This window comes from Bradyrhizobium sp. Leo170 (genome assembly GCF_004296405.1).
In the GTDB taxonomy this organism is placed as follows: Bacteria; Pseudomonadota; Alphaproteobacteria; order Rhizobiales; family Xanthobacteraceae; genus Bradyrhizobium.
Window position 1 is genome coordinate 1 of the sequence record NZ_PSRR01000005.1, and the last position, 26,119, is coordinate 26,119.

Consider the following 26,119-nt stretch of genomic DNA (forward strand, 5'->3'; position numbering starts at 1 on the left):
CGAAGTCGACCGCAAGCTTCGCCGCCTGCGCCAGCACCGCCGCGCCGTCCTGGCGCCCGAACGCGCCGGCGCCCACCAGCACGATCGGGTTCTTGGCATTCTTGAGCACGTCGGCGAAGGAATGCTTGCCGGCGGCGAGCGTCGCGAGCGTCTCCGGTCCGGCGCCAAGATAGTCGTAGTCATAGGTCAGGTCCGCCTTCGGGCCGATCACGCCGATCTTGAGTTGGCCGGAGCGCCAGCGCTTGCGGATGCGGGCGTTGATGATCGCGGCTTCCTTGCGCGGAGTCGAGCCGATGATCAGGAGCGCATCCGCCCGCTCGATGCCTGCAATCGTCGGGTTGAAGATGTAGCTGCCGCGGCCGGCCTTCGGATCGAAGGCATCGCCACCCTGCACGGCGAGGTTGGACGAGCCGTATTTCGCCAGCAGTTCCTTCAGCGCGAACATTTCTTCGACCGCGGCAACGTCGCCTGCGATGGCGCCGATCCGCTTGCCGTCGACCCGGCCGGTCTTGGCCGCGATCGCTGCGAAGGCTTCCTGCCACGAGGCCGGGCGGAGCTTGCCGTTCTCGCGGATATAGGGCCGGTCGAGCCGCTGGGTACGCAGGCCATCGACGATGTGGCGGGTCTTGTCGGAGATCCACTCCTCGTTCACGGCCTCGTTGATGCGCGGCAGGATCCGCATCACCTCGCGGCCGCGGGTGTCGACCCGGATCGCCGAGCCGACGCCGTCCATGACGTCGACCGACTGCGTCTTGCCGAGTTCCCAGGGACGAGCGGCGAAGGCATAGGGCTTCGAGGTCAGCGCACCGACCGGACAGATGTCGACGAGATTACCCTGCAATTCCGAAGTCAGGGCGTGTTCGAGATAGGTCGTGATCTCCATGTCCTCACCGCGGCCGGTCGCGCCCATTTCCGGGGCGCCCGCCACTTCCGCGGAGAACCGGACGCAGCGGGTGCACTGGATGCAGCGGTTCATCGAGGTCTTGACCAGCGCGCCCAGATATTTGTCCTCGACCGCGCGCTTGTTCTCGGCGAAGCGGCTGGTGTCGACGCCATAGCCCATCGCCTGGTCCTGCAGGTCGCATTCGCCGCCCTGGTCGCAGATCGGGCAGTCCAGCGGATGGTTGATCAGCAGGAACTCCATCACGCCTTCGCGCGCCTTCTTCACCATCGGCGAGCGGGTGGAGATTTCCGGCGGTTCGCCCTTGGGGCCCGGACGGCAGTCGCGCACGCCCCAGGCGCAGCTCGCGACCGGCTTCGGGCCGCCCTTCACTTCGACGAGGCACATCCGGCAGTTGCCGGCGATCGACAGCCGCTCGTGGTAGCAGAAGCGCGGGATTTCGGCGCCGGCGGCCTCGCACGCCTGCAGCAGCGTGTATTCCGGCGGCACATCGATCTCTTTGCCATCGATGATCAGTTTGGTCATTTCTTTACGTCTTTCCCAGCTTGCAGTCGGGCGGCACGACGCTGGCGGTCTTCAGTGAAGCCTTAACCCATTGCTGGGTGTCGGCGCTGTAGGTCGCGAGATAGGCCGGCTCGGCGGCGTTCTTGGCGCAGAGGAACGGCAGATGCGGTCTCAAATCGTAGTCGCAGGAAGCCGCCCATTCGCGCCGATTGGCAAACGCCGACATCGCCTCCTCGCAGGCATAGAGGAAGTACGAGACGAAGCTCTCGTACTGCACCTGGTCCTCCTGGCTGCCCGCCTTGATCCGCTCATAGTCCGGCTGCGAATATTTCGGGTTCCTGAAGGCAAGATCGGTGTAGCCGAGAAACGCCTGACGCGCGCTGGAGGCGCGACTGCCGGTGCGTAGCTCGTTGATCTGGAACAGGATCGCAACAAAGCCGAGCAGCGCCACGGCCGCCTGCGCCATCTGCGCCAGCGTCCCGTATCTCTGCCACCAGAAGCTTGGTTGCGACATCAAGATCACTCCGCCGCCACCATGTGCGCGGGATCGAGCACACCGACGTCGTCAATATCGGCCTTGTGCGAATATTGGTCGATGCGTGCTTCGATCTCGTGACGGAAATGCGCGATCAGGCCCTGGATCGGCCAGGCCGCGGCGTCGCCGAGTGCGCAGATGGTGTGACCCTCGACCTGCTTCGTCACCTCGAGCAGCATGTCGATCTCGCGCTTGTGCGCGCGCCCCTCGGCCATGCGGGTGAGCACGCGCCACATCCAGCCCGTGCCTTCGCGGCACGGCGTGCACTGGCCGCAGCTCTCATGCTTGTAGAAGTAGGAGATGCGCGCGATCGCCCGGATCAGGTCGGTCGACTTGTCCATCACGATCACGGCCGCGGTGCCGAGGCCGGAGCGCAATTTGCTCAAGGAGTCGAAATCCATCGGCGTGTCGATGATCTGCTCGGCCGGCACCATGCGCACCGACGAGCCGCCGGGGATCACCGCCTTCAGATTGTCCCAGCCGCCGCGGATGCCGCCGCAGTGCTTTTCGATCAGCTCGCGGAACGGGATCCCCATCGCCTCTTCGACGTTGCAGGGCCGCTCGACATGGCCGGAGATGCAGAACAGCTTTGTGCCGACATTGTTCGGCCGGCCGATCGCGGCGAACCAGGCCGCGCCACGGCGCAGGATATCCGGTGCAACCGCGATCGACTCCACGTTGTTGACGGTGGTCGGGCAGCCGAACAGGCCCACATTGGCCGGGAACGGCGGCTTCAGCCGCGGCTGGCCCTTCTTGCCCTCGAGGCTTTCCAACAGCGCCGTCTCTTCGCCGCAGATATAGGCGCCGGCGCCATGGGCGACGTAGAGGTCGAACGGCCAGCCATTGACGTTGTCCTTGCCGATCAGCTTGGCCTCATAGGCCTGATCGATCGCAGCCTGCAGATGCTCGCGCTCGCGGATGAATTCGCCGCGGACATAGATGTAGCAGGCATGCGCGTTCATCGCGAAGCTCGCGAGCAGGCAGCCTTCGATCAAGAGATGCGGATCGTGCCGCATGATCTCGCGGTCCTTGCAGGTCCCCGGCTCGGACTCGTCGGCATTGACCACGAGATAGCTCGGCCGGCCGTCGGTCGATTCCTTCGGCATGAACGACCATTTCAAGCCGGTCGGAAAACCGGCCCCGCCACGGCCGCGCAGGCCGGAAGCTTTCATCTCGGCGATGATCCAGTCGCGGCCCTTGTCGATGATCGCCTTGGTGCCGTCCCAGGCGCCGCGGCGGCGCGCGCCCTCGAGGCCCCAATCATGGAGGCCGTAGAGGTTCTTGAAGATGCGGTCCTTGTCGTCGAGCATGCCTAGAACTTTCCAAACATCAACGATTGGCCTGGGCGTAAGCGAGCCCCGCAGCGCATCCGCCGAAGGTCAGCGCCCACAACAGGCTGGATTCGAGCGAGGCGTTCAGCCCATAGCGCTGCAGCAGGAAAATGAACGCGGCGGCGACCGCCGCGTGGAGAGCGATGTAACGCCAGTGCTTCATCGCGACCTCCCTTCCCGCCCGCTGCCATGCGAGACCAGGCCTCATGTGGTTTCCTTCAGCGTGGTCGGCCCGCCCGCCGGTGCCGAGAACTGACGATCGACCTGCGGGCCCGGCTTCGGCGGATTACCGGAGGCGAAACCATCCAGCACTTTGCCGAAGCTCTCCTTGGTCAGATCCTCGTAAGTGTCCTTCCAGATCTGGACCATCGGCGCGTTCACGCAGGCGCCCAGACACTCGACCTCTTCCCAACTGAAATTGCCGTCCTTCGACAATTCGAAGGGCTCGTGACTGATGCGATGCTGGCAAACTTCGATCAGATCGCCCGCGCCGCGCAGGCGGCATGGCGTGGTGCCGCAGACCTGGACATGCGCCTTCTTGCCGACCGGCTGCAACTGGAACATCGTGTAGAAGGTCGCGATCTCCAGCACGCGGATGTGGGGCATTTCGAGCAGGTCGGCGACGGTGCGGATCGCGGCTTCCGAAACCCAGCCCTCGTTCTGCTCCTGCGCCCGCCACAGGATTGCGATCACCGCGGAGGCCTGACGTCCCGGCGGATACTTCGCGATCTGCTGCTTGGCGAAAGCGAGATTCTCCTCCGTGAACGCAAAGCTCGCGGGCTGCAATTCCTTCGGGGCGAGGCGACGGACCGACATTTCTTACTCTCTCATTGCATGCGGCGAACGGTCTTCGCATTCAGCGCGTTGATCCGGTCCTGCCAGAAGGCGCTTGCGGTGCCGAACACGTTGTAGCCGACATGGGTCGATACCTTGATGCGATCGAGGATCGAAAGCTCGGTCACGGTTTCAAGGCGATTGGAGCTGGGATCGTAGACGATCAGCTTGAGCGGGGTCTCTTCAAGGATGTAGCGCGACACGGTGTGCTTGCGATCGCTGCCATGCTCCTCGCAGAGCAGCACGCTGTCGCCCTGCATCAGCCGGACGCCGCCCTTCATCGCCTCGATCTCGACGCCCTCGACGTCGAGCTTGATCAGATATTTTCCGTTCAGCTCGATCTTGCCGTCGTCGAGCAGATTGTCGAGCGCGATCACCGGCACTTCCTCGCCGTCGGCCTGGTCGCCGGCGATGCTGAACGCCTCATGCTTGGTGCCGGAGAGTTTTGCCGTGCCCCTGCCCGCGCCGATCGCGCATTTCATCGTCTCGAAGCGGGTGCCGTTGATCGCAGCGTTATTCGCAAGCTTCGGAAAATTCTGTCCCGACGGCTCGATCGCGATCGCCTTTTGCGAACCGAACGGCTTGCTCGAGACCAGCACCGACCAGTAGCCGTAATTGGCGCCGCAATCGATCAGCGTGTAGTCGACGTCGGCGGAATCCTTGAACAGGAGCTCGAGCTCGTCCTCGTAATGGTAGGATCGGTTGAGCAGCTTGCTCCAATAGCCGTCGCCATAGGGAAACTCGAACACCGCGTCCTCATTGAGCCGGATGGCGATGTTGCGCTCGGGCAGCGTCTTGCGCAGCAGGTTAGCGCAGGCGATGTAGCCCATGTGGGAAAAGTGCGAGGAGATCTTCGAACCGGTCGACAGCGCCAGCGCAGCCGTCCGCTCCCACAGGTTGGCTCCTTCGAGAGCCCCTGAGGCGCGGTCAAACTGGATGGGCGGCTGCACCATCACCGATCGACCTCTCCGAACACGATGTCGAGCGAGCCGAGGATCGCCGAGACGTCGGCGAGCAGATGGCCCGTGCAGATGTGGTCCATCGCCTGCAGATGGGCAAAGCCCGGCGCGCGGATCTTGCACTTGTAGGGCTTGTTGGTGCCATCGGCGACGAGATAGACGCCGAACTCGCCCTTGGGCGCTTCCACCGCGGCGTAGACTTCGCCGGCCGGTACGTGCACGCCCTCGGTGTAGAGCTTGAAGTGATGGATCAGCGCTTCCATCGAGCGCTTCATCTCGCCGCGCCGCGGCGGCGCGATCTTGTTGTCTTCGACGACGACCGGCCCCTGCCCGTCGGGCGATTTCAGTTTCTGGATGCACTGCTTCATGATGCGCACCGACTGGCGCATCTCTTCCATGCGGATCAGGTAGCGGTCGTAGCAGTCGCCGTTCTTGCCGATCGGAATGTCGAAATCCATCTCGGCGTAGCATTCGTAGGGCTGCGCCTTGCGCAGGTCCCAGGCCGCGCCCGAGCCGCGCACCATCACGCCAGAGAAGCCCCACTCCCAGGCTTCCTTCAGCGACACCACGCCGATGTCGACGTTGCGCTGCTTGAAGATGCGGTTGCCGGTGAGCAGCGTATCGAGGTCGTCCACCACTTTGAGGAACGGGTCGCACCACGCATCGATATCGTCGATCAGCTTCGGCGGCAGGTCCTGGTGCACGCCGCCGACGCGGAAGAAGGCGGCATGCATGCGCGAGCCGGAGGCGCGCTCGTAGAACATCATCAGCTTTTCGCGCTCCTCAAACCCCCACAGCGGCGGGGTGAGCGCGCCGACGTCCATCGCCTGCGTGGTGACGTTGAGCAGATGCGACAGGATACGGCCGATCTCGCAATAGAGCACGCGGATCAGTTGCCCGCGCCGCGGCACCGTGATGCCGAGCAGCTTTTCCGCCGCGAGGCAGAAGGCATGCTCCTGGTTCATCGGCGCGACGTAATCGAGCCGGTCGAAATACGGGATCGCCTGCAGGTAGGTCTTGTGCTCGATCAGCTTCTCGGTGCCGCGATGCAAGAGCCCGATATGCGGATCGACGCGCGCGACTACTTCGCCATCAAGTTCGAGCACGAGGCGCAACACGCCGTGCGCGGCCGGATGCTGCGGTCCAAAGTTAATGGTGAAGTTGCGCAGATTTTGAGGTTGCTCGTTCATGGTGCAGCTCCCGCTGCCTGGCGAATAGCGAATGGCGAGTAGCGAATAGCGAACGTCATTTTGCGGACTTGTCCTGCAGGGCGCGTATCAACGCTCGAACCATTTTGCCCAAACTCTCGCACCGCCCCATTACCAGTTCCAGTTCGGATGCAGGCAGAACGCCGACCCGCTCCGCCAGCAAGAGATGAGTTTCCAATTCCTTCAGAGAGCCCTGCGACACGCGCAGCGACTGCACGAAACTGCCTGTACTCTCGCGCCCATGACCTTCCGCGATATTGGCGGGAATAGAAGCCGCAGCCCGCCTGACCTGGGATGTCAGGCCAAACAGCTCGTCGCGAGGAAATCGCCCCGTCAAGCGATAGCAGGACTCCGCTAAGATCATGGCATCCTGCCACACCCTTAGGTCCCGGTACGAGCTGATCGATGGGTCGCTCAACAATCATCCCTATTCGCCACTCGCCATTCGCCACTTCTCTTCTCATCGCCCGGCAGCGGATAATCCGCACCTTCCCAAGGCGAGAGGAAATCGAACTTGCGGAATTCCTGGTTGAGGCGCACCGGCTCGTACACCACCCGCTTCTCCTCGTCGTCGTAGCGAACCTCGACGAAGCCGGTGAGCGGAAAGTCCTTGCGCAGCGGATGGCCGTCGAAGCCGTAATCGGTCAGGAGCCGGCGCATGTCGGGATGGCCGGTGAAGATCACGCCATAGAGATCGTAGGTCTCGCGCTCGAACCAGTCGGCGCCGGGAAAGACCTCGATGATCGACGGCACCTGCGTGTTCTCGTCGGCCTCCGCGCGCAGGCGGATGCGTGTGTTCAGCGTCGGTGACAGGAAGTGATAAACAACGTCGAACCGCTTGTCCCGCTCGGGGTAGTCAACCGCGGTCACGTCGGTGAAGTTGACGAAGCGCAGGGCCGGATCGTCGCGCAGGTGCTTGACGACGTCGACGATCTTCTCCGCGTCCACATCAACCGTGAGCTGATTGAACGCAACCGAATGCGCCTTCGCCGCGCCGGGAAGCGCGCTAACGATCGTCTGCCCCAAGGCGTCGAGCTTGGCGTCGTCCATGACGTAATACCTTAGCGTTCGATAGTGCCGATGCGGCGAATCTTCTTCTGCAGCAGCAAGACGCCGTAGAGCAGCGCTTCCGCCGTCGGCGGGCAGCCCGGCACGTAGATGTCGATCGGCACGATGCGGTCGCAGCCGCGCACCACCGAATAGGAATAGTGGTAGTAGCCGCCGCCATTGGCGCAGGAGCCCATCGAGATCACGTAGCGCGGCTCCGGCATCTGGTCGTAGACCTTGCGCAGCGCCGGCGCCATCTTGTTGGTCAGCGTGCCCGCGACGATCATCACGTCCGACTGCCGCGGCGAAGCACGCGGGGCGAATCCGAAGCGCTCGACGTCGTAGCGCGGCATCGAGACCTGCATCATCTCGACCGCACAGCAGGCCAGGCCGAACGTCATCCACATCAGCGAGCCGGTACGGGCCCAGGTGATCAGGTCGTCGGCGGCCGCGACGAAGAAACCCTTGTCGGAGAGCTCGTGGTTGATGTCGCGGAAATACGGATCATTGGCGCCGACCGGCTTGCCGGTGGCGGGATCAAGGATGCCCCTCGGCGCCGGCGCGATTGCCGGCCGGGACGTTGCGGCAGTAGGGCTCAATCCCATTCGAGCGCGCCTTTCTTCCATTCATAGGCAAAGCCGACCGTCAGCACGGCCAGAAACACCATCATCGACCAGAACCCGGTCGCGCCCAGCTTTCCGAACGCCACCGCCCAGGGGAAAAGAAACGCCACTTCGAGGTCGAAGATGATGAAGAGGATCGCCACCAGATAGAAGCGGACATCGAACTTCATGCGGGCGTCGTCAAAAGCGTTGAATCCGCATTCATAAGCGGAGAGCTTTTCCGGATCGGGCTGCTGGAATGCGAGCAGGAATGGCGCGATCAGGAGCGCCAGGCCGATCACGGCTGCGACCCCGATAAACACCACAAGTGGAAGATAATTCTGCAGGATGCCGTTCATCGGCGGTGCCTTCTTGCTGCGGTTTCGGACAGCCGCAGATTCGTGTCATTGGAATTATTCTTGAGCCTTAGCGCAGCGCAACAGAGGGCGCAAGACAAGCTATTTTAAAGCTCCGTCGGGCTAGGCCGCCTCCGATCAACCGGTGTTAAGCGCGCGTTCTCGCCCAAGATGAAGAACGCGTGACCTCGAAGGTTCGTGCCCCAGATTTGCAGCTCCCGATCGCCAAAATCCACAGTGGCCAATAATCGCCCGGCCATCTCTGCGCACCTCTCGTTTAGTTGAACCGCGGCGGTCCTGTCGGGCCGACACGGCATGTTGGCCCGCCACCCCCTGTAGCGGCGTTATCCCCAAGGAATCCTCCGTCGCTTGTGACTTTTTTCCTTTAGCCCCGGCGTCCTGCAGCTACGCACGAAACCAATCCCGCCGAGCAATGAAACCATTTTGGGGAACCCGCGAAACCATTCTGAAACAGACCAAGGGTACCTCTTTGCCCAACAGGCGGCGGCAAAGCTCGCCCGGAGGCGCAAGATGAACCACTCAATTCACTCGGCGGATCGCTCGACCCACCTGAAAATCGTGGTGGTCGCGCTGGTGGCGGGCATTGCGGTCGCAGCCTTGGGTATCGCCGCGCGCAACAATTCGGAATTCACCCAGACCGCCCAGACCCAGGTGGTGAAGGCTGGCAAGCCGGTGGCGATTACCAGTTCAGGCACCTCGACGGTCCGCTGACCCGCGCATTTTGCTGATAAGGCACGTAAGGCCGCCTCCGGGCGGCTTTGTTGTTTGGTGGGCTTGCGAAGCTGACGCCCTGCCCGATTTGGAACAGCCTGTACCAATCCGGCGCATAGGCTGACGAAATCGCCCCCCACGTTTCGCCGCCGCCGACCGGGATTCGGCTGCACGATGGCTCATGCCGAGGGTGGAAAATCCCGAAAACCCCGCCTCCGCTACCGCCGTTAACCGCATTGCCTGGGTTTCCGTGCCCCTGACGGCCTTCATCAGCCACTGCGGCACGATCGCTGCCCTTCCAGGGCATCTTCCGTCGCATCCGCCCCGATGCGGCACAGAGGTAGCCTGGAGGATTGCATGTCCGTCACCCACTACGCGCCGCCGTCGGCGGGTCTCGCCGACTACATCGCCATCGCCCGGCCCGATCACTGGATCAAGCACGTGCTGATCGTGCCAGGCGTCGCCTTCGCGATGATCATGGCAGGGACCGGACCGGTCGACTACGCGACGCTGGGAGAGCGCCTGCTCGCCTGCCTGTTCGTCGCCATGGCGCTGTCATCCGCCAACTACACCATCAACGAATGGCTCGATGCCCCCTTCGACGCCATGCACCCGACCAAGCGGGCACGTCCGGCGGTGCAGACCGCGATGTCGCCCAGCATCGTCTTTGCCCAGTACATCCTCTTAACTGGCGTGGGCCTGCTCGTCGCCAACCAGCTTGGCCGGAGCTTTGCCCTCACCGCCGTCGTATTCGCCGCTTTCGGCGTCATCTACAACGTGCGCCCAATCCGCGCCAAGGATCGCGCCTTCCTCGACGTCATCGTCGAGTCCCTCAACAATCCCCTGCGCTTCCTGTTCGGCTGGTTCGCGGTGGTCCCGCATATCGCCCCACCGATCTCGATCCTGCTTGCCTACTGGTTCGGCGGCGCCTTCTTGATGGCCGCCAAGCGCGTCTCCGAGCATCGCGCCATCGTCGAGGCCGGCGGCACCGCCAACCTCGCCGCCTATCGCCCCTCCTTCGCCGTCTATACGCATTCGAGCCTGGTGACGAGCTGCCTCGTCTATGCCCAGGGCTTCGCGTTCATGATGGCGATCTTCCTGATCAAGTACCGGATCGAATACATCGTCGCGATCCCGTTCCTGATCGCGCTGTTCGCCGCCTATATGCGGCTCGCGCTGACCCCGGATTCCGCGGCCGCGCGGCCCGAGGAGCTGATGCGGCAGCCGTCCATGCTGATTGCCGCCGCCGTCACCATGGCGCTGTTCGGCATCCTGACCTTCGTCGACCTGCCACTGCTCAACAGCCTGACCAGTTCGGACCTCATCCGCCTCAGCACGGGCCGCTGACCATGTCGATGACGGCTTCCCTGAGCGCCCCACGAAACTACGCCGGCGTCGCAGTCGCGACGCTGGCTTTTGCCGCGCTGGCGCTTCTGCTCGATGGCCCGGTCTGGCTGGTCAAGCTGGTGCCGACCCAGGACGGCCCGGTGCATCTGGCACAGGCCGACCTGATCGCCCGCTTCGGCTGGGGTGGCGTCCTGCAGGAGCCTGCCGCCTCCTTCTACCAGTGGAATTCGCGCATCGAACCGAACTCCGCAATCTATCTGTTGCTCGCCGGCCTGATCCGGCTGACCGGGAATCCGCTGCTCGCCAACACGCTGTTCTTGAGCCTGTACGGGCTGATCTGGATTGCGGCCGCCTTTGCGGTGTCCCGCACTGAGACCGAGCGGCCGCTGCTGCCGATGCTGCTGCTGTTGCCGGTCGCCTTCGGCGTCTTCATCCATTGGGGCTTCTACAATTTCGCTCTTGGCGTGCCGCTGTTCCTCTTGTTCGCAAGCTTCTGGAGCAAGGTGCGCGGGCGCGGTGACATCTTCACCTTCCTCGCCACCGCGCTATTCCTGGCGGCCCTCTACCTGACCCACATCACCTCCGTGGTCGCCGCCTGCCTGCTGCTTGCGGCTGACGGTATCGCCCGTGCGCTCCGCACGCTGGAGTACGCCGGCCCGCGCGCCGCCGGCCGACGACTACTCATCGATGGCGCCTGGGCCGCTGCCGCGGCCATGCCGGTGCTGGTCCTGATCGCAGGGTTTCTCCTCGCCTACCAGAACATTCCCGGCGAGGTCCCGGGTGGCGAAGGCGGCATCACGCAGATCCTGCGCCGGATCGTTGCCGCCACGCACCTCTTCACCTTCACCTCTTGGGAGGTGGTAGCGCTGGCGCCGCTTCTGGTGGCGGTGCTGGTGGCCGGCGCCATCGCACTCCGGCGCTTGCGGTCGGGCAACCTGACCTGGCCCGTCTTCTTCGTCCTTGTCGTGCTGCTGTCGCTCCTCAACCTGAAGACCGGCTCGGCGCTGCTGTCGGAACGGCTCGCTCCCTATAGCTGGATCGCGGTCGTGCTCTTGATCGCGAGTCGCCAGCCGCACGAAGCGCTGGTGCGCATCCTATGCTTGGCCGCGATCGCCGGCCTGGTCGGCCAGACCGCGATCCGCACGGTCGCCTACAAGAGCTGGGCGCCGGTTTTGGAAAGCGAGCTTGAGATCGGCCGCGAGAATCCCGGCAAGACCTTCGTCAACGCCGACTTGATCGCCCAGCGCGACAGCTCCCTGTTCGCCTGGCGCATTCGCCCCACTCTGCATGCGGCCCAGACCGCGGCGCTGGCTGCCCGCGGCGCGGGCCTCTCCTCCACGCTGCCCTCGACCCGCTATTTCGGCTATTTCCCGCTGCAATATGTGCCGTCGCACGATTTCCTGCGCGCGACCGCCGACTGGGAAAGCGAGCCTGATGCCGCTGAGCTGGCAAAATTCCAGAGCGCCAATCGCGGCGCGCCGCAGGTGCTGATCGTGTCGTCCTCCGACCAGAGCGGATCAGCCGTCGCAAGCAATCTCGGCTATCGCGACTGCAAGGCGAACCGAAGCGGCGGACGCGAGATCGTGGCTTGCACGATTCCAAACCAGTTGAGTGCGATGCGTGACTGACCTTACCCTGGACATGGCCCCAACGCCGCTGAAGCGGCCGGATGCAGCCGACGCCGCCGCGGATACGCTGCTCGGCCTCCCGATATCGATGCCGCTGGTGCTGGACCTCGACGGCACGCTCATCAAGGGCGATCTGCTCTACAAGAGCTTCTTCTCGATCCTGCGCCGCAATCCGCTGATCGTGCTCGCCTGCGCCAGATGGCTTTTGCGAGGACGCGCCGCGCTCAAGCGCCAGCTTGCGCTGCGCAACTGCATCGACTGGGATCGGCTCGAATTCCATCAGGAGGTTGTCGCGCTGGCGCACCGGGAGCAGACGGCTGGCCGCATGATCGTGCTTGCTACCGCCGCCGACGCCGTGCTCGCCGCCCAACTCGCATTCCGCCTGCCCGTCTTCGATCAGGTGTTCGCCTCCGACGGCAAGGGAAACCTGAAGGGACCGGCCAAGGCCGCGCTGCTCCGCGAGCTATTTCCGGAAGGCTTCATCTATGCCGGCGACAGCAAATCCGACCTCGCAATCTGGGCCCACGCCAGCGGCATCATCCTCGTCAACCCGCGACGATCGATCCGTGGCGCCGCGCTGGCGCTGGGACGGCCGACGCTGGATTTATCCACCCGGCCAGACGGCCAGCGTTAACAAGCGCTAACGCAATCGTTCGATTGCAATTGACGTTGCGATCCCAAGCTTAAATTTCGGCGCGTATAGAGAAGGCCAGTAGGACCCTCGCCGCCGATGAATCTGCATCAGGAAACATACTCCTCCGGCTTCAAGATCGTCTGCACCGATTGCGGCAGCCTATCGATCAAGCTGGAGAGACCGGCCGCCGCATCCGGCGACACGGTCATCGAGTGCCGCTGCTGCAACGCCGTCCGCGGCACATTGGCCGATCTCAGGAATCTGGCCCGCCGCGGCCGCGACCTCTACGAATTCTAGCCTCGGCCTAGTATCGGGCGACCTCCGCCGTCAGGCGGCGTTCAAGCGAGCGCCGACGCCCGGTGCCGGAATGGTCCTGATCGGACCGTCTCCGAATACCCAGGCTTGCTCTTCAATATCGAGCGCACTGCTTCGCAGCTTTGCGGCGTATCCCAGAAACAGGAACAATGCGAGGTCCCTGCTGATCCTGCCATGCGCCATGCTCAGCATAAGCGTGAACACCAGGCTGCACAGCACGAAGCGGGCTTCGCGATTGATCCTCGCCAGCGAGAACATCCGCGTTCCCATCGCGTGATAGAGCAACAGGATGAGGAAGATACCCGCCGGCCAGCCGAATTCGATGATGGCCTGCAGGATCGAGTTGTGAACCTGGAAGCCTTTCAGGCACGACCGCTGGGGGAAACCGTCCAGTCCCAGTCCCGTCAGCCCCGCTTCCGGCAGCAACGCGAAGGCGTCCTTGTAGAGCTGCTGCCGGATGATGATCGAATTGTCCGGGTCGATCGAAGGACAGGAAGCTTGCGAAGGCGGAGGCGCTGGCACTGGCGGAGCCGCCTCGGTAGCAACGCGGCCTGATGCGGCGGGGGCTGGCAGTGCACTTGCCGGCGGCGAAACCGGCGGCGCCGGCGATTCATCGTTGCCCGGCTCCGCAACCTGAAAACCCAACGCCGCTTCGGCGAGCTTGGCGAATCTGAGCGTTGTTGATGACCTGACGACTGCGCCAAGCGCAACCGAAGCGATCGTGACGCACACGATCACAGCAATGAATTTGCGTTGGCCGGCCTTGGCAACCAACATCGCTGCGAGCAGCGCCACCACGATCACGATGAAGGAGTAGCGTACCATCGACGCCGCGAAGATGGCCAGGGGCACGGCCGCGAGGATCGAAATCCAAGCAGTCCGTCGCCAATTGAGTTCTGTGCAGGCCAGCGCCAGAAGCAGCAAGCCAAGCGCTGTCGTGAATTGCGCCGGCGCAGCGTCGTACTCGTCAAAGACCAGCGGCTTACCATGGTGGTCGTTCCATTGACCAAGCAGCGCCACCAGGGTGACGACGGCTCCGACCGCCACGATCGCGCCTGTGACGACCACGAAGGCTTGAGGAACTTGCCCACAACGGGAGCTCACCCTGACCGCGGGATAGGTCGCGAGCGACAACCCCAGAAGGGCGGCCTCTTTCGGCGCAGCGACGCCGTTGACGGCGAACGAGAGCGCGATGCCGCAACAAAACAGCACGAACAGCACGTCGCAAATGTCGGGCCTGAATTCACGCCATCTCGCCAGAAGAAGGAGCGCAGCAATTGGCGCGGCCATCAGCAGACCGGTGATTGTCGAGCCGGTCCCGGCGAAACCGTGCGCGAGCACCGCAATCGGCCCCGCGGACAGCAGTATGGCGAACAATACCGATTGCAAAGCCCGGCCCTCGTGAAACTGATAGTGTCGAAGCTCAATCAGAAGAGTTCTCAGAACAGTTCTATATCGACTCCATGACAGGTCTCGCAATTCCAAAGGTAGCGGCACGCGCCGGTCGCTACTCGAAGTAAATTCGCTCTATGCTTGTGGCAATACGATGGCACCTCCAAGCGCCTCTGATCGGAACAGCTTCCGGCCTGCCATCTGATGGAACCCGGCGAGTCGCCTCGAGGCAGGAAACGCGGAGCCTTCCGTGCAGCGCCGCTGATTCCCCATCAACACACTGCAAAGCCCTGCAGGACCCAGGGAATCTCAACGTCCTTGACTTCAAAAGACCGCCCCTTTAAGTCCCCCACGTCTCGCGGAATTGCGCATCACGCGGGAGTAGCTCAGTTGGTTAGAGCGCCGGCCTGTCACGCCGGAGGTCGCGGGTTCGAGCCCCGTCTCTCGCGCCATTTTGGCGAACAATCCCAATACCTTACCTATCGCCGCATCCCTTGCCGATGCGGAAAAGTGTCAGGATGGCCGGATGCCTGACACTTTTGTCCGGTTTTTGTTCCAGCCCGAATCCTTTTCCCCACCTCGACTGGCAATTCCAGCGGCTTCCAAGACCACTCTTTAATATAGGCGAAAATACAGGCGAACCCGTCTCGCGGCTCGGTCCAGGTTCACCGCTCGCCCGACTCAGCGCGATGTGCCGCCATCTGCGGGGCGCCGCATGATCGCGACGCTGCGAGGACACTTCGCTGTCTTCGATCGGCGTTTTCCACAGCTTCGTACCCCTAAAGGGGCGGCTTGGCGCGGCTGCCTGGATTGGAGCCGTGTCGGTCGGTCACCCGAGGAACTGGGGCTGTATAACCCTGCGTGGTCGCGAGATCGCTGTGCGTTGCCGCGGTTCGGATGAAATCCGGATTTGCCTTGGCGTCGAAGGCTTCGCTGATGCCTCATGCCGGCGCACGATCTGCCGCAGCAGGTTGCAATGGTTGCGGCGGGTCGAATAGCGTAGCTTGTGCCAGCGCGACAGCGGGTCGCGTCGGTAAAGCTTGATCAGCTTCCGAAGGGTCATTTTCGATGCTGTAAGTGATGATTACAAGTTCAGGGAAAGCCCTGAAAGGAGTGAGGACGACGCCCCTTGAGAGGCGTAAGATCGACGAGATGAAAGACACCTAAATCGGAGGTCGAGATGGACGATCGAACCATATTGGCGGAGCTCCAGCGCCATTGGAATGCTTCAGACGCAAACGATTTCGAGACCGAGCATGACATCTATCGCGAGGATGCCGTGCTCGACTATCCGCAGTCTGGCGAACGCATCCACGGCCGCAGGAACATTCAAGAGAGCCGATTTGTGCAGCCGAACAAGAAGCGCTTCTCCGTTCGGCGGATTGTTGGCGGCGGCGACCTGTGGGTGAGCGAATTCGTCCTGACCTATGACGGGATACCGTCCTACGTCGTGAGCATCATGGAATTTCGTGAGGGATTGGTGGCTCACGAAACGCAGTATTTCGGCGACCGGTTCGACCCCGCACCCTCACGTGCGCATCTTGTCGAGCGCCTAGGGTAGATCGCCGTCGGCAGTCGGCGCGAAGCCCCTGAGAGAGTGGACGGGCTAATTCAAACTCGCCAGCTTCTCAATCTGGTAGCGCCCAAAACGAACACTCGCCGCGCATGCATCGGTGGTCGCGGTGTCTTTCAACAGGATGCCCAATTCAACCGAAACAGTCGTCGGCGTCGCCGTGATCGCAAAGGGAACGCTCATGATCACGCCCGACCATGCTTCCTGCACCGGGTCCGTGTTGTTTCCAGCGAAAGCATAGACGCTATCCGCGCCCTGCGTAAAACCCGCCCGGAACGATGAAACTGCCGTCTGCGTGGCGTCCACCTGAATTTCGCATCCGATCTGGACAACATCGCCAGTCGAGAGCAAGCCCGTCACAGGAATAGCCCTGCTGATGCGCGCAATCTTGCCGGTTCCTGTATATGTACCGCTGACCGCGATTTGCTGCCACTCGCCGAATCCATCCGATCTTGCGACCTTGGAGTAAGCTACGGTTGCACCGCCCGCCGCGGCACCGGCTCCCGTCCAACCCGTCGCAACCTGCCCCGTTGCGCCTGAGACCGTTCCAGTCGTTCCGGTAAGGAAGCCGTTTGCAGCGAAATTGGCCGGATCATTGTTCGTGGTGAACAGGTTCTCGCCAGGAATAGAGTGCGCCAGATACGCGTCTCTGACGACCTTAGCCATCAGGTAGGCTGCGGTCTGATTAGGATGCAACTGCGGGCTGTCCCCCGAGTAGCCATCCTTCATCGTGTGCGCGGCATCCATGTTCCCGATGACCGGCTCGAAATCGAGCACCACGACATCGTCGGCCGCCATCGCAGCGATGCCGTTGTTGGTTGCCTCCCAAAGCGCGATCTGCGGGCCATTCATAGGCAGCGCCGTCGAGCCGTAAGGCAGCATCTTGTTCACGAACGTGAAAGCGCCGATCGCTCTATTTTTAGCGATCATCGCGGTTATATTGGCCAGTGTCGTTGCTGAAGCGGTAGCAGCGAGAAGATCGTTAATTCCGATGTGGATGTGAGCAGCACCCGGATTGAACGCGATCACGTCAGTATCATATCGCGCCAGCAACTGCGCCGACGTATTGCCGCCGACACCGGCATTGCTCTTGCCCATCAGCCGAAACGGACTGTTGGCCAGGGCATTCGCCCACACATGCCAGCCACGCACCGTTTCCCACGCTCGGTTTGTGGTGAGGGAGAAGCCGTTCGCTATGATGCTGTCACCGGGGAAACTGATCGGGGTCCCGAACGGCAGCCTGACGCCCCCGCCACCGCCGTTCACTCCCCCAAGGCGAGCGCGGCCCTTCGGCGTCAGCAGTTCGCGACGAGTGCGCGGCACCTTCATCATTGACCAACCAGGCGGAGAGATCTTTCGGCGGTCTGATTCACCACGGCCGCAGCCGTGCCGGATCTGATTTTGATGTGGTTGATGCCGATCCAAAGTGTCGGGTCGACCGCGATGAAACGTGATGCCGCCGCCTGGAACGAAACCTCGTTTCCGCTCGAGTCGAACAGATTCGACCAACTTGCACCGCCGTCGACGCTGACCTGGAAGGTCAGTGCTGCATTGTCCCATCCAGCCGGCATCATGATTCCGGTAATGATCTTGTTGCCGATCGGGATCGCACCAGAAAGCGATCCGCCGTTCGCGATCACGCCAGAGAATACGCTCATTGCCCCTCCCTCACTGCACCAGCGCCGCCCCTTTCCTCACGCCTCGAAATACTCGAAACGATCGAGGAGAACGTGCGCGTTGGTCAGGACGTCCTGGCTGGCCTGGAAGTCGAAGTTCGCCATGACGTCGGTATTCTTCGCGGTCGCCTGCGGATTGCCGCCACCACGATAGGTGGCGCGCGGGACCTGGAAGATCAGCGCCTGGCCGTTCTTCGTTACTCGCGAGTTAATCGGCCGCGGCGTGCCGTTGTAGAACGCCTCGACCTCGTCCTTACTGCCGAAGTACGTGCTCATGTTTCCCGTCACGGTACACTCGCCATCGTTGATGCCGACCGGGACATCGGAGTCGACGGCGTCCAGAGCCCGAAGGTTGTTGTTGATCTGGAGCGTGAAGCCCTTCGCCCAGTTCGGCGCGCCGAGTTGGATCTGGTTGACGCCGAGGCGACCGACGTTGGCATTCGCGGCCATGACGACGCCGGTCGTGACAGGATCCGGGGACGCATCGAGCGCCGTGATGCCGATACCACCGCCTAGACCCATGAACGCGACGGTACCCTTCAGCTTGTCGCCGCTGGTCATCTCGATATTGAACGTATTGACGCGCATACCGAGGTTGACGATGTACGACGGCACCGGCTGGGCAAGGAACCCACGCTCGATCGTCACGGAATTCGGCGTGATGCCGTTCTTGATCTGATCGCTGACGAACACCCAAATTGTCTTGCCGGTGCCGGTATCGGTCGTCCAGCCGGACGGCAGATTGTCGAGGGTCAGCTTGTGGGCCGCGATCGCCGTGACCCGCGCAAACGCGGCCGCGCGCGCCTTGGCTCCGGCGGAGATGAGGAAGGCGAATTGCGTCCCGGCGGCCTGGCCACCGACCTTGACCCATTGACCGGGGACGATCCCCAACGTCGTGAAATCGAGAGTGGTCGAGGCGAGACCGTCCACCAGCGCCGTAATGTCGCCAGCCGCGCCAGCAAATCCCACCACCTTCAACTTGGCGGTACCAGGAGGTGCCGTTTCCGCAGTCAGAGCGAGTCCCGTACCGACGATGGTGCTCGCGGTCGAAGAGGCAACCGGGAAGATCTGATTATTGGCCGAATTCGTGAAGCCAGTGGCCCGAACCAAATGCCCCAGCTTCACCGCGGCGCCACCCGCCGTCACCGCATAGGTGTTCGCCGTGGTGCCGGCGTCGGTGATGACGCTGTCCGGGGTGCCGTCGTTGACGAACTGCGGCGTGTTCACCCAGGTGTTCTCGAACGCCGACATGATGATCTCGGACAGCGGCGAGAGATCGTCCGGGTACGAGAGCTCGAAGTTGATGCCGCCCGATGACGACTGGTTGGTCTTGATCGGGTCGCCGAGCATGCGATCGTCGCGGATTTCCTCGGAGTCGACATAGGTCGGTGCGAATTGCAGCGACTCGCCCGTCAACCTCACCTTGCGCATGCGCGGCGTGGTGGGCGTGACTCCTGGCGTGCTCTCGCGAACCAGAGCCACTTGCGTTCTGTTTGAGCTGGTCACGGCTTTCTCCCAAAGAAAAAGGCGCCAGAGGCGCCTTGCGTGAGGTCAGGATTTGAGGACGGGCTATTTTTCGGAGGTGGCCGGGGCCGGCGTGAGCGACGCCGTATCCAGCTTGTTCGCCGGCGGCGCGACCGGCGGCTTTGCCGCCCTGACCTTGATGAAGCCGCGCTTCTCCAAGCCTTCGATGGTGTGCGGCGTCAGATCATCGGTATCCAGAACGATGCTGCCGTCATTGGCGCTGGCGGCATCGGCGTCCGCGGCTGGCTTGAACCGGCGGTTCACGGTGTTGAACGGCTTCAAGACGTCGTAGTCCATCACGGACCTCCCCTATTCTGCGTCGATGACGCGCCACTCGATGCTGACGGAAAGCAGGTAGTAGTTCGCGTTCTCGGCACCGGGATCGCCGGCGCCCATGTCGGCGTCCATAAACTCGAGCCGGCCGTTGAGCATGGTCAGGCCGCGAAACATATTCGCGAGTCCCTTGGCGATCCGTCGCGCCTCTCGAGAGCCGGTACCGCGAGGCGTGAAAACGTGAAGCCAGAGCGTGCCGTCTTCGTCCCAGCGGTTGGCAGCCTGATCGATGCCGGCGCCGATCGATTGCTGGCCGTACAGTTCCGAGTTTAAGACGACCAGTACCCAATTCGAGACTTCGCCGCTCGGCGGGCCGTCTCCCTCGTTCTCGTAGACGAGCGGCGCAAGCGAGAAATCCCAATTGCCCGGTACCAACGCTCCGGTCTCGATATCCGTGCAACCGAGGAATTCACGGATCGCGTCGAACACCGGATCGTACGGCAGATCCATCAGGTCACCTTCATCGTCATGACGAGCGCCGGGTATGTCATTTGGGCACCGGCCATGGTGTCGGGCCGCAACTTGCTGCGGGCATACGGTCGATAGCCGCGCTTGAAATGCCCCTTCAGGATGTAGCCGCCTGGAAGGGGGATCAGCGTCCGCTTCGTCGTGACGAAGTTTCCGAACCGCGCCATCACCATCTTGCGGACATCCTCGATGATGCCCGGCGGCACCGACATCCGCATGTGCCCGACATCAATCTTTCGGCTGTAGGGCTGGTTGTTGGTCAAGATCACCGTCGAGTTGATAGGGATCTCGTCGAAGCTTTTGATGACGCCGCCGGGCGTCATGATGAACCAGGACTGCTTGTATCGGCCCGACTTCTCCGGCGATCGCTCGACCGCGGACTGCAGCGCGAATTCGATGATCTCGCGCCACCACTGGAAGACGTAGAGGATCGGTCCAGGCGGCACGACCATCTCTTCCGCGGCACCGAGCACGCCATTGACGTACCGGTAGTATCGCTCCGACCCCTCGCCTTCAGCTATGGACTTGGCGAGCTCGCTCTTCGCGAACGCTGCCAACTCTCTGGCGATGTTCTCCGGCGAGATGCCGGCGGTGGCGAGTTGCAGATCCTTGGCGAACGTCGATATCCTGGCCATCAGTTGCCCGATACCGTGATATCGTAGCAGCCGAGATACTCTCGATGATCCTCGTCCACGGCGTCGATCGTGGCAGGGACATCGAGGTTTGCACCAAAGAAAATCCGGTCACCCTTGACCGGTGGGACCGGGAATCCATTCGTCTCTAGATCAAGCCGTGACACGATCAGCTTGCGAACACCGACCGTTATGCCTGGAGCCAATTCGCCCGGCGCATATCCTTTGGCGACGACCTTGACGTCTGCGCGGCTAACAACTGTCTGCGGATTCGTTTTGGTCATGCGCCGGAAACTGACAACATGCCCGCGGCGCTGAATGGCTCGCCGCGCCCGCGCCGTGCCAGCCGTGTTCATTATCCGAACTCCGGCTCGTAGCAGTGGGGCTCGAGCATAGAGGCGATGTCCGGCGGGAAGGCTCCATTCTCGCCAATTTTTCCGACCCAATATTCGATTTTCTCGATATCGGTCGTCTCTTCGGACTTGACCATCGGGTCTCGATCGGCCGCGAACCTAGCGGACCTGATCAGCCCGATCACCGCCCCCTCGATCGGCAGCGGCAGCGTGAAATTGTCCTCCGCCGGCAACGTCCACCCAGCCTTGTAGCGGACCACCGTTCGGACACCAGGCGCGTAGCCGATGCTGGGCGGCGGCAGAACGCCGGTGCGCCTTACCTCGCCACGAGCGCCGTCGAAATCGTAATCGGATGGGTCGATGGTGGCTGACCCGATCGTCACCGACACGATTTCAGTCACCGGCCGCCTGGCAAGGACGAGGCGCCGACCGCGGCGCCGATACCAGGGGCTCCGCTCGAAGTATTCGTCGAGGGTCTCAAGCCCCAAGGTCTTCGAGCCATCGGCCGCCATCGGCACGTCGATATAGTCGCAGATCATCGCGGAAAGCCGATTGATGAGGCGATCTATCTTCGTGTCTTCCGCAACTCCCGTGATGCCGAGCTCGGTCTTGACGTTATCGCGCGTGGTCAGCTTCCTGTCCGTGGCGGCCGTCACGACCGAGAACATGCGCCGTATCCCCTATTTGGCCAGTTCAGCCAGCGAAGTCCGGCTTGTAGCCGGACTTCATCGCCTCGATGATCTCGGTCTTCTCGGTCTTGCCGGTGAGATCGATATCCTGGTCGGCAGCAACCTTCTGAAGCTCCGCCACCGTCAGGTCATCGAAGTTGCCGGCGGCGATCGCCGACTTGATCTGGACATCGCGCTCGATGGCGGCCACGATCTCGGCCTTGGTGGTCAGTCCTGTGAGGTCGACGCCAAAGTTGGCGGCGAGAGCCTTAAGCTCCGCTACCGTCTTCTTGCTGAGATCGCTGCTGCCGTTCCCGTTGCTGTCGGCTCCCTTGCCGACGACGGCTTCAGGCTGCCGACGCGTGCCGCTGGGATCGCGGCGATCTTGATCCTGTAGGTTGAGGGCAACATCCGAGGATGCGCCGAGCGCCTTCGCGGCATCCTCCGGCGTTGTGAAATGTGCCGCACCGCGCTTCACCCAGCGATCCGCCGACCGCAGGGGAAGGTCGTAGGACTCGCCTTCCTCGAAGCGCACTTCGTCCGGGGTGCCCTTCCGATTGTCGTCGACGATACGCAACTCGTCGAACGTGATGTTTGCTGTTTCGGTCATTTTCGCGGACTCCGCCAAGAATGGGTTTGGCAGCCCTCGAAAGGGCTGCCGCGATCCGTCGCTCACGCTGAACTGAGTTCAGCCCAACGCGAGGTTCACTTGATGGTTTCGATGACCGACGTTGCCGCCGCACCCGGCGAGTAACGCGAGAACATGCCGAGCAGGACGGCGCCGGAGTCGCTCGTAGCAACAGCGGTGGTCATCGACAGGCGCACATGGGTGAAGCCGCCGGTCCGGTCCAACTCCTCGGCGCGGACGTTGATCTGCGCCTGTTTGTTCGATTTGTCGGTGCCGGCCTGGGTCATCTGGGTGATGGCCTTGCCGGTGATGTCCTTGGCACCGGTGCCGCTCGAGTCCTGCGCCTGCTGCAGCTTGGCGTCGATGGTCGCGGCGGCGCCGAGATCGCCGGCCATGACGATTGCGAGCAGTTGCTCGAAAGCCGCCATCGAAACCCAACCGGTGGTCAAGGTGCCTGCCGCATTTGCATCGGGATCGATGATGCCGACCAACTGCACCTTCTCGCTTATGAGAGCAGTCATTGGAGAATCTCCATTCTGAAGTTGATGGGGTGACCGCCAGGATCTGAGCGGCGAAGACGTGAAATCCCCGCCGACCAGGCCAGCGATCGCGGATTACGCGCGGTCGGCGAGCGTTATGAACGGGCTCAGGGTGTCCGCGCCCTTGAAGGGCGTCAGCGGGGCATCCCAGATCGGCTGGCCGTCCATCCGGGTGACGAACCGGAACGTGGTTTCGTCATTGATGAATCGGGCATGGATCGAGACGTCCTGCTTGAAACCTCCCTTCTGGATGGTGAGGTACTGGGCAAGGTCGATCAGCGCGACGTCGCCCTTGTCGCCGAGCGCCGAGTTGAACTCGGTCGGGACGATCGGACGGCCGAGCAGGCGCGCGAAGGGTTCGCCCTCGATCGTGCCCTGCGGCAGATAGATCGGCGTATTGCCGATTTTCATCGTCATGAGCTGCGGCTCGATCTGCTGGTTGATCGTCCAGATCGCGGTCTTGCGGCTGCGGAGCCACAGCCGGGCCCACATCTTCACGATGTTCTCGACCACCACGGTATCGGCAGACTGGCCGCCTTCCGGGTTGACTGTGACCAAGGCCGGCGACTTGATGAAGCCAAGCGGCATGCCGGCGCCGTTCCCCTCGAAGATGGCATCGTCGATCTTGAACGAGAATTCGTCGCCGAAGATATCCGGGATGAAGCTGTTCAAGAAGACGGCGTCCTCGAGCAGTTCGTCGGTGGCATACAGCAAGCCGGTCAGCTTGTGCAGGCGCAGATCCATCTGGCGGAACTGCAACGTCGTCCCCACCTTCTGCTGGCCCTCGCCGGTCCAGAACGCCTGGACACCGCCGAAGCGGGTGCCGTTGGCGCGGCTCGAGTCCTTCAGCGCGTTGATCTTCACGCCGTTGGAGTTCGGGCCGACGGGCAGTTGCCGAGTACGCGACAGCAGGTCAGACCGGTCGTACGCCCGCATCATGAGTTCCGACACGAAGTCCTGCTGGATGAGGTAGCCGCCATCCTGGCCGCCGCCCTCGTTCATTCCTGCTGCCGCCTGCCACTCCAGGCGGTCGTCAACCGTGATGCGGCGGCCGGCGTTGACGATCGCCACCATCTGCTCGCCGAGGGAGCCGAACTTCTTCTTCGGCTCCGCGGCAACGGTGGGCGAGGTCCGCTCCGTGCGCTCGGTGGAGGTCTCGGCGTTCTCCGCCGGTGCCGGCGTCATGGCGCGCTGCTCGTCCATGAGACGCTCGGTCGAGGCGATAGCCTGGTTGACGCGCTTCAGTTCGCCGACATATGCCGGTTTGTCGCCTTCTGCGGCGCGGTCATCCATGATCGCTGACAGGCGGGCCTGCTCGGCATCGGTGATGCTGCCGTCGGCCACCTTGGCCGTCAGCACGCCGGCCTCAGCGATCAACGCGACCTTCTTGTCGCGCAGTGCCTTGATCGACATTCGATCTCTCCTTCAATAAAAAAGGCGCCCGCGAAGGAGCGCCTTGGTTGCTGGTTGACTCAGGTGGAGACGTGCGGTCTCGACCGAGCCCGCGTAGACACGCAAAGATCAGGGTCGCTTCGGCGCCCCTACTCCGCGAATTCGAGTTGAAACGAAGATCAGCGAGCGCCGAGCGCCACGAACGGCGATACAGTCAGCGTTGAGTTCTTGGGCGTGATCGGGGTTTTCCAGCCCGGCGCCCCATCGACGCGGTAGCGCAGCTTGAACGCACTCTCGTCCGTCGAGAACTTGACGTGGATCGAGCTCAGAAAATCCGGGTTATCGTCCTTTTGGGCAACGATGTACTGGCTGAAGTCGCCCAGCAGGATATCGCCAACCGAGCTTAGGGCGGGCGTGTATTCGCAGACCTCGATCGGATACGACAGGAGACGGCGTGTCCCATCAGCGTCGGTGGTGAAGATCTTTTTGTCCGAAGCCGCATCCAGATCGAGGACGACACCGAGCACCTCATTGCTCATCAGCCAGATGGCAGAATTGTGCGATGGCCCCCACAGTCGCTCGATCATGCGGACCAGGTTTTGGTACAGAACCGTGCCGGCGGCCTGGCCCGACTCCTTTGGTACCGTAATCAGGGCGTCGGACTGCAGGACACCGATCTTCGGCGCCGGCGCCGCCATCGCATCAGTCGCATCATCCGGATTCGCCTGGTTCTCCTGCGCGACGGCCGGCTTCGGCTGCGCCGCCGGCAATCCGCGCGGCACCTCCCACGCCCAGGGCTCGTTGATGATGTTGAGCCCCTCGGCGACACGGACCTCGTTTACGCACATCCAGCCCGGACGATTGCCGCCCTCACCCAGCGCCGCGGCCCAGTAATCCTTGCGGGCCGCGAGGTTGCCGCGCTCGAGCGCATCGAGATTGAATTTCACCTCGTACAACCCGGTCGCGATGATGAGATCGCGCCGAATAGCCTGCTCGATCCGGCGCGCCCATGGGCGGATCGTGTACTTCACGAAGTTGATCGACTGTTCCTCGACGGTAGACCGGTTGGTCTGATCGTCGACGCCGAGCATGTGCAGCGGAATTCGAAAGTAGCGCGCCAGCTCCGCGATCTGCCACTTCCGGGCCTCGAGCAGTTGGGCCTCGCTCGCCTTCATCGAGGCGGGCTCGAACTTGGCACCGTCCTGGAGGATTGCCGGCCGGTGGAAGTTCTCCGGGCTGGCGTATTTCTCCATCAACCTGGCGATCAGGTTCCGGATCGCCTCGCGGCTCATCCTCTTCTGGGTGGTGATGAAACCACCCATGTTGAGGTTGTTCGAGAAGATGCGAGACGCGTACTGATCGGCGGCGACGCCGAGACCGATCGATTCCGCGGCGAGATCGAGCATACTGAGCCCGTTGACGCCATCGAGCGAAAGGCTCGGAATGCGCAACACCTCGTCCTGCAACAGAACCCGAGATCCTCCGGTATTCGGGTTCGATACGGCAAAACGCAGTGTTTCGTCGCGAAGCTGGTCTTGAACGACGCGATCGCTCCGCAAGAACTTCAATTGGTCGACGGCACCGCGCGTGCCGGGAACGATCTCGGCGTAGCCGGTGCCGAACAGCACGGCATGCAGGATGATCGATTCCCAGAACTCGACAGCAGTCTGCGTCCGATTAGGCTGATACCGGATCAATTCCGCGATCGGATGGCTCGGCCATGCCTGGCGGCCATCATCCGGCATGATCTTGTTGACCGAGACCGGAAGGCTGGCGATGGTCTCGGCCAACACCTTCGCGCACGCCGCGAATGCTGATAGTCGCATCGCCGCCATCGGCGTGATGCGGACTCCAGCCGTCGACCGCTTCCCTACCGACTCGTAGTAGAAATCAGCGTCGTCGCCGTAGTAGCGGTCCTGATCACCAGAATCGTCGGCCCGACGGCCGATCGACCACACTGCTGCAACGGCGTTGTTGATCCAACCCATGGGCGATTTCTGTCCTGATG

30 protein-coding genes and 1 tRNA gene are annotated in these 26,119 nt (G+C 62.7%); 7 read left to right on the forward strand and 24 right to left on the reverse strand.

Annotation, left to right across the window (positions count from 1 at the left end):
- The 11 genes from nuoG to CWO89_RS01740 all read right to left on the reverse strand — a co-directional run.
- Window positions 1–1,426, reverse strand: a 1,426-nt coding sequence (nuoG, locus tag CWO89_RS01690; RefSeq protein WP_130576950.1) for an NADH-quinone oxidoreductase subunit NuoG, incomplete at its 3' end; no start/stop codon positions are given.
- 4 nt (window positions 1,427–1,430) lie between these two features.
- Entirely contained in the window at window positions 1,431–1,919 is a 489-nt protein-coding gene (locus CWO89_RS01695; RefSeq protein ID WP_130576951.1) for a hypothetical protein, read from the reverse strand.
- Window positions 1,920–1,924: 5 nt separating this feature from the next.
- Window positions 1,925–3,250, reverse strand: a complete 1,326-nt coding sequence (gene nuoF / locus CWO89_RS01700; protein WP_130576952.1) for an NADH-quinone oxidoreductase subunit NuoF — start codon at window positions 3,248–3,250, stop codon at window positions 1,925–1,927.
- A 19-nt stretch (window positions 3,251–3,269) separates the two neighbouring features.
- The gene (locus tag CWO89_RS01705; protein WP_165420951.1) at window positions 3,270–3,434 is read right to left on the reverse strand and encodes a hypothetical protein; all 165 of its coding nucleotides are present in this window, start codon (window positions 3,432–3,434) and stop codon (window positions 3,270–3,272) included.
- Window positions 3,435–3,475: 41 nt separating this feature from the next.
- On the reverse strand, window positions 3,476–4,087 hold the full coding sequence (gene nuoE / locus CWO89_RS01710; protein ID WP_130576953.1) for an NADH-quinone oxidoreductase subunit NuoE: 612 nt from the start codon (window positions 4,085–4,087) through the stop codon (window positions 3,476–3,478).
- Between the two features lie 11 nt (window positions 4,088–4,098).
- Window positions 4,099–5,058, reverse strand: coding sequence for an FkbM family methyltransferase (locus CWO89_RS01715; RefSeq protein ID WP_165420952.1), 960 nt, complete (start codon window positions 5,056–5,058; stop codon window positions 4,099–4,101).
- Window positions 5,058–6,254: an NADH-quinone oxidoreductase subunit D gene (locus CWO89_RS01720; RefSeq protein WP_130576955.1), complete on the reverse strand. Its 1,197-nt coding sequence runs from the start codon at window positions 6,252–6,254 to the stop codon at window positions 5,058–5,060. The genes CWO89_RS01715 and CWO89_RS01720 overlap by 1 nt, the downstream gene beginning before the upstream one ends.
- A gap of 55 nt (window positions 6,255–6,309) precedes the next feature.
- Complete coding sequence (locus CWO89_RS01725; protein WP_130576956.1) at window positions 6,310–6,690, reverse strand: four helix bundle protein; 381 nt, start codon at window positions 6,688–6,690, stop codon at window positions 6,310–6,312.
- A complete protein-coding gene (locus CWO89_RS01730; RefSeq protein WP_130576957.1) occupies window positions 6,687–7,322 on the reverse strand; it encodes an NADH-quinone oxidoreductase subunit C in 636 nt (211 codons plus the stop codon). The genes CWO89_RS01725 and CWO89_RS01730 overlap by 4 nt, the downstream gene beginning before the upstream one ends.
- An 11-nt stretch (window positions 7,323–7,333) precedes the next feature.
- Window positions 7,334–7,924, reverse strand: a complete 591-nt coding sequence (locus CWO89_RS01735) for a NuoB/complex I 20 kDa subunit family protein (RefSeq protein WP_130576958.1) — start codon at window positions 7,922–7,924, stop codon at window positions 7,334–7,336.
- The gene (locus CWO89_RS01740) at window positions 7,915–8,280 is read right to left on the reverse strand and encodes an NADH-quinone oxidoreductase subunit A (RefSeq protein ID WP_027580654.1); all 366 of its coding nucleotides are present in this window, start codon (window positions 8,278–8,280) and stop codon (window positions 7,915–7,917) included. The genes CWO89_RS01735 and CWO89_RS01740 overlap by 10 nt, the downstream gene beginning before the upstream one ends.
- A gap of 528 nt (window positions 8,281–8,808) precedes the next feature.
- Here CWO89_RS01740 and CWO89_RS01745 point away from each other — a divergent pair.
- The 5 genes from CWO89_RS01745 to CWO89_RS01765 all read left to right on the forward strand — a co-directional run bounded on the left by CWO89_RS01745 (window position 8,809) and on the right by CWO89_RS01765 (window position 12,915).
- Entirely contained in the window at window positions 8,809–9,009 is a 201-nt protein-coding gene (locus CWO89_RS01745) for a hypothetical protein (RefSeq protein ID WP_130576959.1), read from the forward strand.
- 357 nt (window positions 9,010–9,366) lie between these two features.
- Window positions 9,367–10,356, forward strand: a complete 990-nt coding sequence (locus CWO89_RS01750; RefSeq protein ID WP_165420953.1) for a UbiA family prenyltransferase — start codon at window positions 9,367–9,369, stop codon at window positions 10,354–10,356.
- Window positions 10,357–10,364: 8 nt separating this feature from the next.
- Window positions 10,365–11,984, forward strand: coding sequence for a hypothetical protein (locus tag CWO89_RS01755; protein ID WP_130576961.1), 1,620 nt, complete (start codon window positions 10,365–10,367; stop codon window positions 11,982–11,984).
- Window positions 11,977–12,618 carry a haloacid dehalogenase-like hydrolase gene (locus CWO89_RS01760; protein WP_245475646.1) on the forward strand — a complete coding sequence of 214 codons (642 nt, stop codon included), beginning with the start codon at window positions 11,977–11,979 and terminating at the stop codon, window positions 12,616–12,618. The genes CWO89_RS01755 and CWO89_RS01760 overlap by 8 nt, the downstream gene beginning before the upstream one ends.
- Before the next feature lie 96 nt (window positions 12,619–12,714).
- Window positions 12,715–12,915: a hypothetical protein gene (locus tag CWO89_RS01765; RefSeq protein WP_130576962.1), complete on the forward strand. Its 201-nt coding sequence runs from the start codon at window positions 12,715–12,717 to the stop codon at window positions 12,913–12,915.
- A gap of 30 nt (window positions 12,916–12,945) precedes the next feature.
- Here the strand turns inward: CWO89_RS01765 and CWO89_RS01770 are convergent, their stop codons facing one another.
- Window positions 12,946–14,310 carry an O-antigen ligase family protein gene (locus CWO89_RS01770; protein WP_130576963.1) on the reverse strand — a complete coding sequence of 455 codons (1,365 nt, stop codon included), beginning with the start codon at window positions 14,308–14,310 and terminating at the stop codon, window positions 12,946–12,948.
- Between the two features lie 390 nt (window positions 14,311–14,700).
- On the opposite strand from CWO89_RS01770, the gene CWO89_RS01775 reads away from it, so the two are divergent.
- Window positions 14,701–14,777: transfer RNA gene (locus tag CWO89_RS01775), tRNA-Asp, on the forward strand.
- 728 nt (window positions 14,778–15,505) lie between these two features.
- The gene (locus CWO89_RS01780) at window positions 15,506–15,886 is read left to right on the forward strand and encodes a nuclear transport factor 2 family protein (protein ID WP_130576964.1); all 381 of its coding nucleotides are present in this window, start codon (window positions 15,506–15,508) and stop codon (window positions 15,884–15,886) included.
- A 45-nt stretch (window positions 15,887–15,931) separates the two neighbouring features.
- On the opposite strand, the gene CWO89_RS01785 is transcribed toward CWO89_RS01780, so the two are convergent.
- The 12 genes from CWO89_RS01785 to CWO89_RS01835 form a co-directional block, all read right to left on the reverse strand.
- Window positions 15,932–17,230 (reverse strand): SGNH/GDSL hydrolase family protein, encoded by a 1,299-nt coding sequence (locus CWO89_RS01785; RefSeq protein WP_165420954.1) that lies wholly within the window; start codon window positions 17,228–17,230, stop codon window positions 15,932–15,934.
- Window positions 17,227–17,538 carry a hypothetical protein gene (locus CWO89_RS45650; protein WP_165420955.1) on the reverse strand — a complete coding sequence of 104 codons (312 nt, stop codon included), beginning with the start codon at window positions 17,536–17,538 and terminating at the stop codon, window positions 17,227–17,229. Before CWO89_RS45650 ends, CWO89_RS01785 begins: the two co-directional genes overlap by 4 nt.
- Before the next feature lie 54 nt (window positions 17,539–17,592).
- Window positions 17,593–19,080 (reverse strand): phage tail tube protein, encoded by a 1,488-nt coding sequence (locus tag CWO89_RS01790; RefSeq protein ID WP_130576966.1) that lies wholly within the window; start codon window positions 19,078–19,080, stop codon window positions 17,593–17,595.
- A 63-nt stretch (window positions 19,081–19,143) separates the two neighbouring features.
- Entirely contained in the window at window positions 19,144–19,395 is a 252-nt protein-coding gene (locus tag CWO89_RS01795; protein WP_130576967.1) for a hypothetical protein, read from the reverse strand.
- A 12-nt stretch (window positions 19,396–19,407) separates the two neighbouring features.
- Entirely contained in the window at window positions 19,408–19,881 is a 474-nt protein-coding gene (locus CWO89_RS01800; protein WP_130576968.1) for a phage tail terminator-like protein, read from the reverse strand.
- A complete protein-coding gene (locus tag CWO89_RS01805; protein ID WP_130576969.1) occupies window positions 19,881–20,534 on the reverse strand; it encodes a hypothetical protein in 654 nt (217 codons plus the stop codon). Before CWO89_RS01805 ends, CWO89_RS01800 begins: the two co-directional genes overlap by 1 nt.
- Complete coding sequence (locus tag CWO89_RS01810; RefSeq protein WP_130576970.1) at window positions 20,534–20,887, reverse strand: hypothetical protein; 354 nt, start codon at window positions 20,885–20,887, stop codon at window positions 20,534–20,536. The genes CWO89_RS01805 and CWO89_RS01810 overlap by 1 nt, the downstream gene beginning before the upstream one ends.
- Complete coding sequence (locus tag CWO89_RS01815; protein WP_130576971.1) at window positions 20,887–21,552, reverse strand: head-tail connector protein; 666 nt, start codon at window positions 21,550–21,552, stop codon at window positions 20,887–20,889. Before CWO89_RS01815 ends, CWO89_RS01810 begins: the two co-directional genes overlap by 1 nt.
- Window positions 21,553–21,577: 25 nt before the next feature.
- Window positions 21,578–22,162, reverse strand: coding sequence for a Rho termination factor N-terminal domain-containing protein (locus CWO89_RS01820; RefSeq protein WP_130576972.1), 585 nt, complete (start codon window positions 22,160–22,162; stop codon window positions 21,578–21,580).
- 95 nt (window positions 22,163–22,257) lie between these two features.
- Window positions 22,258–22,701 (reverse strand): hypothetical protein, encoded by a 444-nt coding sequence (locus CWO89_RS01825; RefSeq protein WP_130576973.1) that lies wholly within the window; start codon window positions 22,699–22,701, stop codon window positions 22,258–22,260.
- A gap of 93 nt (window positions 22,702–22,794) precedes the next feature.
- On the reverse strand, window positions 22,795–24,132 hold the full coding sequence (locus CWO89_RS01830; protein WP_130576974.1) for a phage major capsid protein: 1,338 nt from the start codon (window positions 24,130–24,132) through the stop codon (window positions 22,795–22,797).
- Window positions 24,133–24,290: 158 nt separating this feature from the next.
- Window positions 24,291–26,099: a phage portal protein gene (locus tag CWO89_RS01835; RefSeq protein ID WP_130576975.1), complete on the reverse strand. Its 1,809-nt coding sequence runs from the start codon at window positions 26,097–26,099 to the stop codon at window positions 24,291–24,293.
- Between the last annotated feature and the right edge of the window lie 20 nt (window positions 26,100–26,119).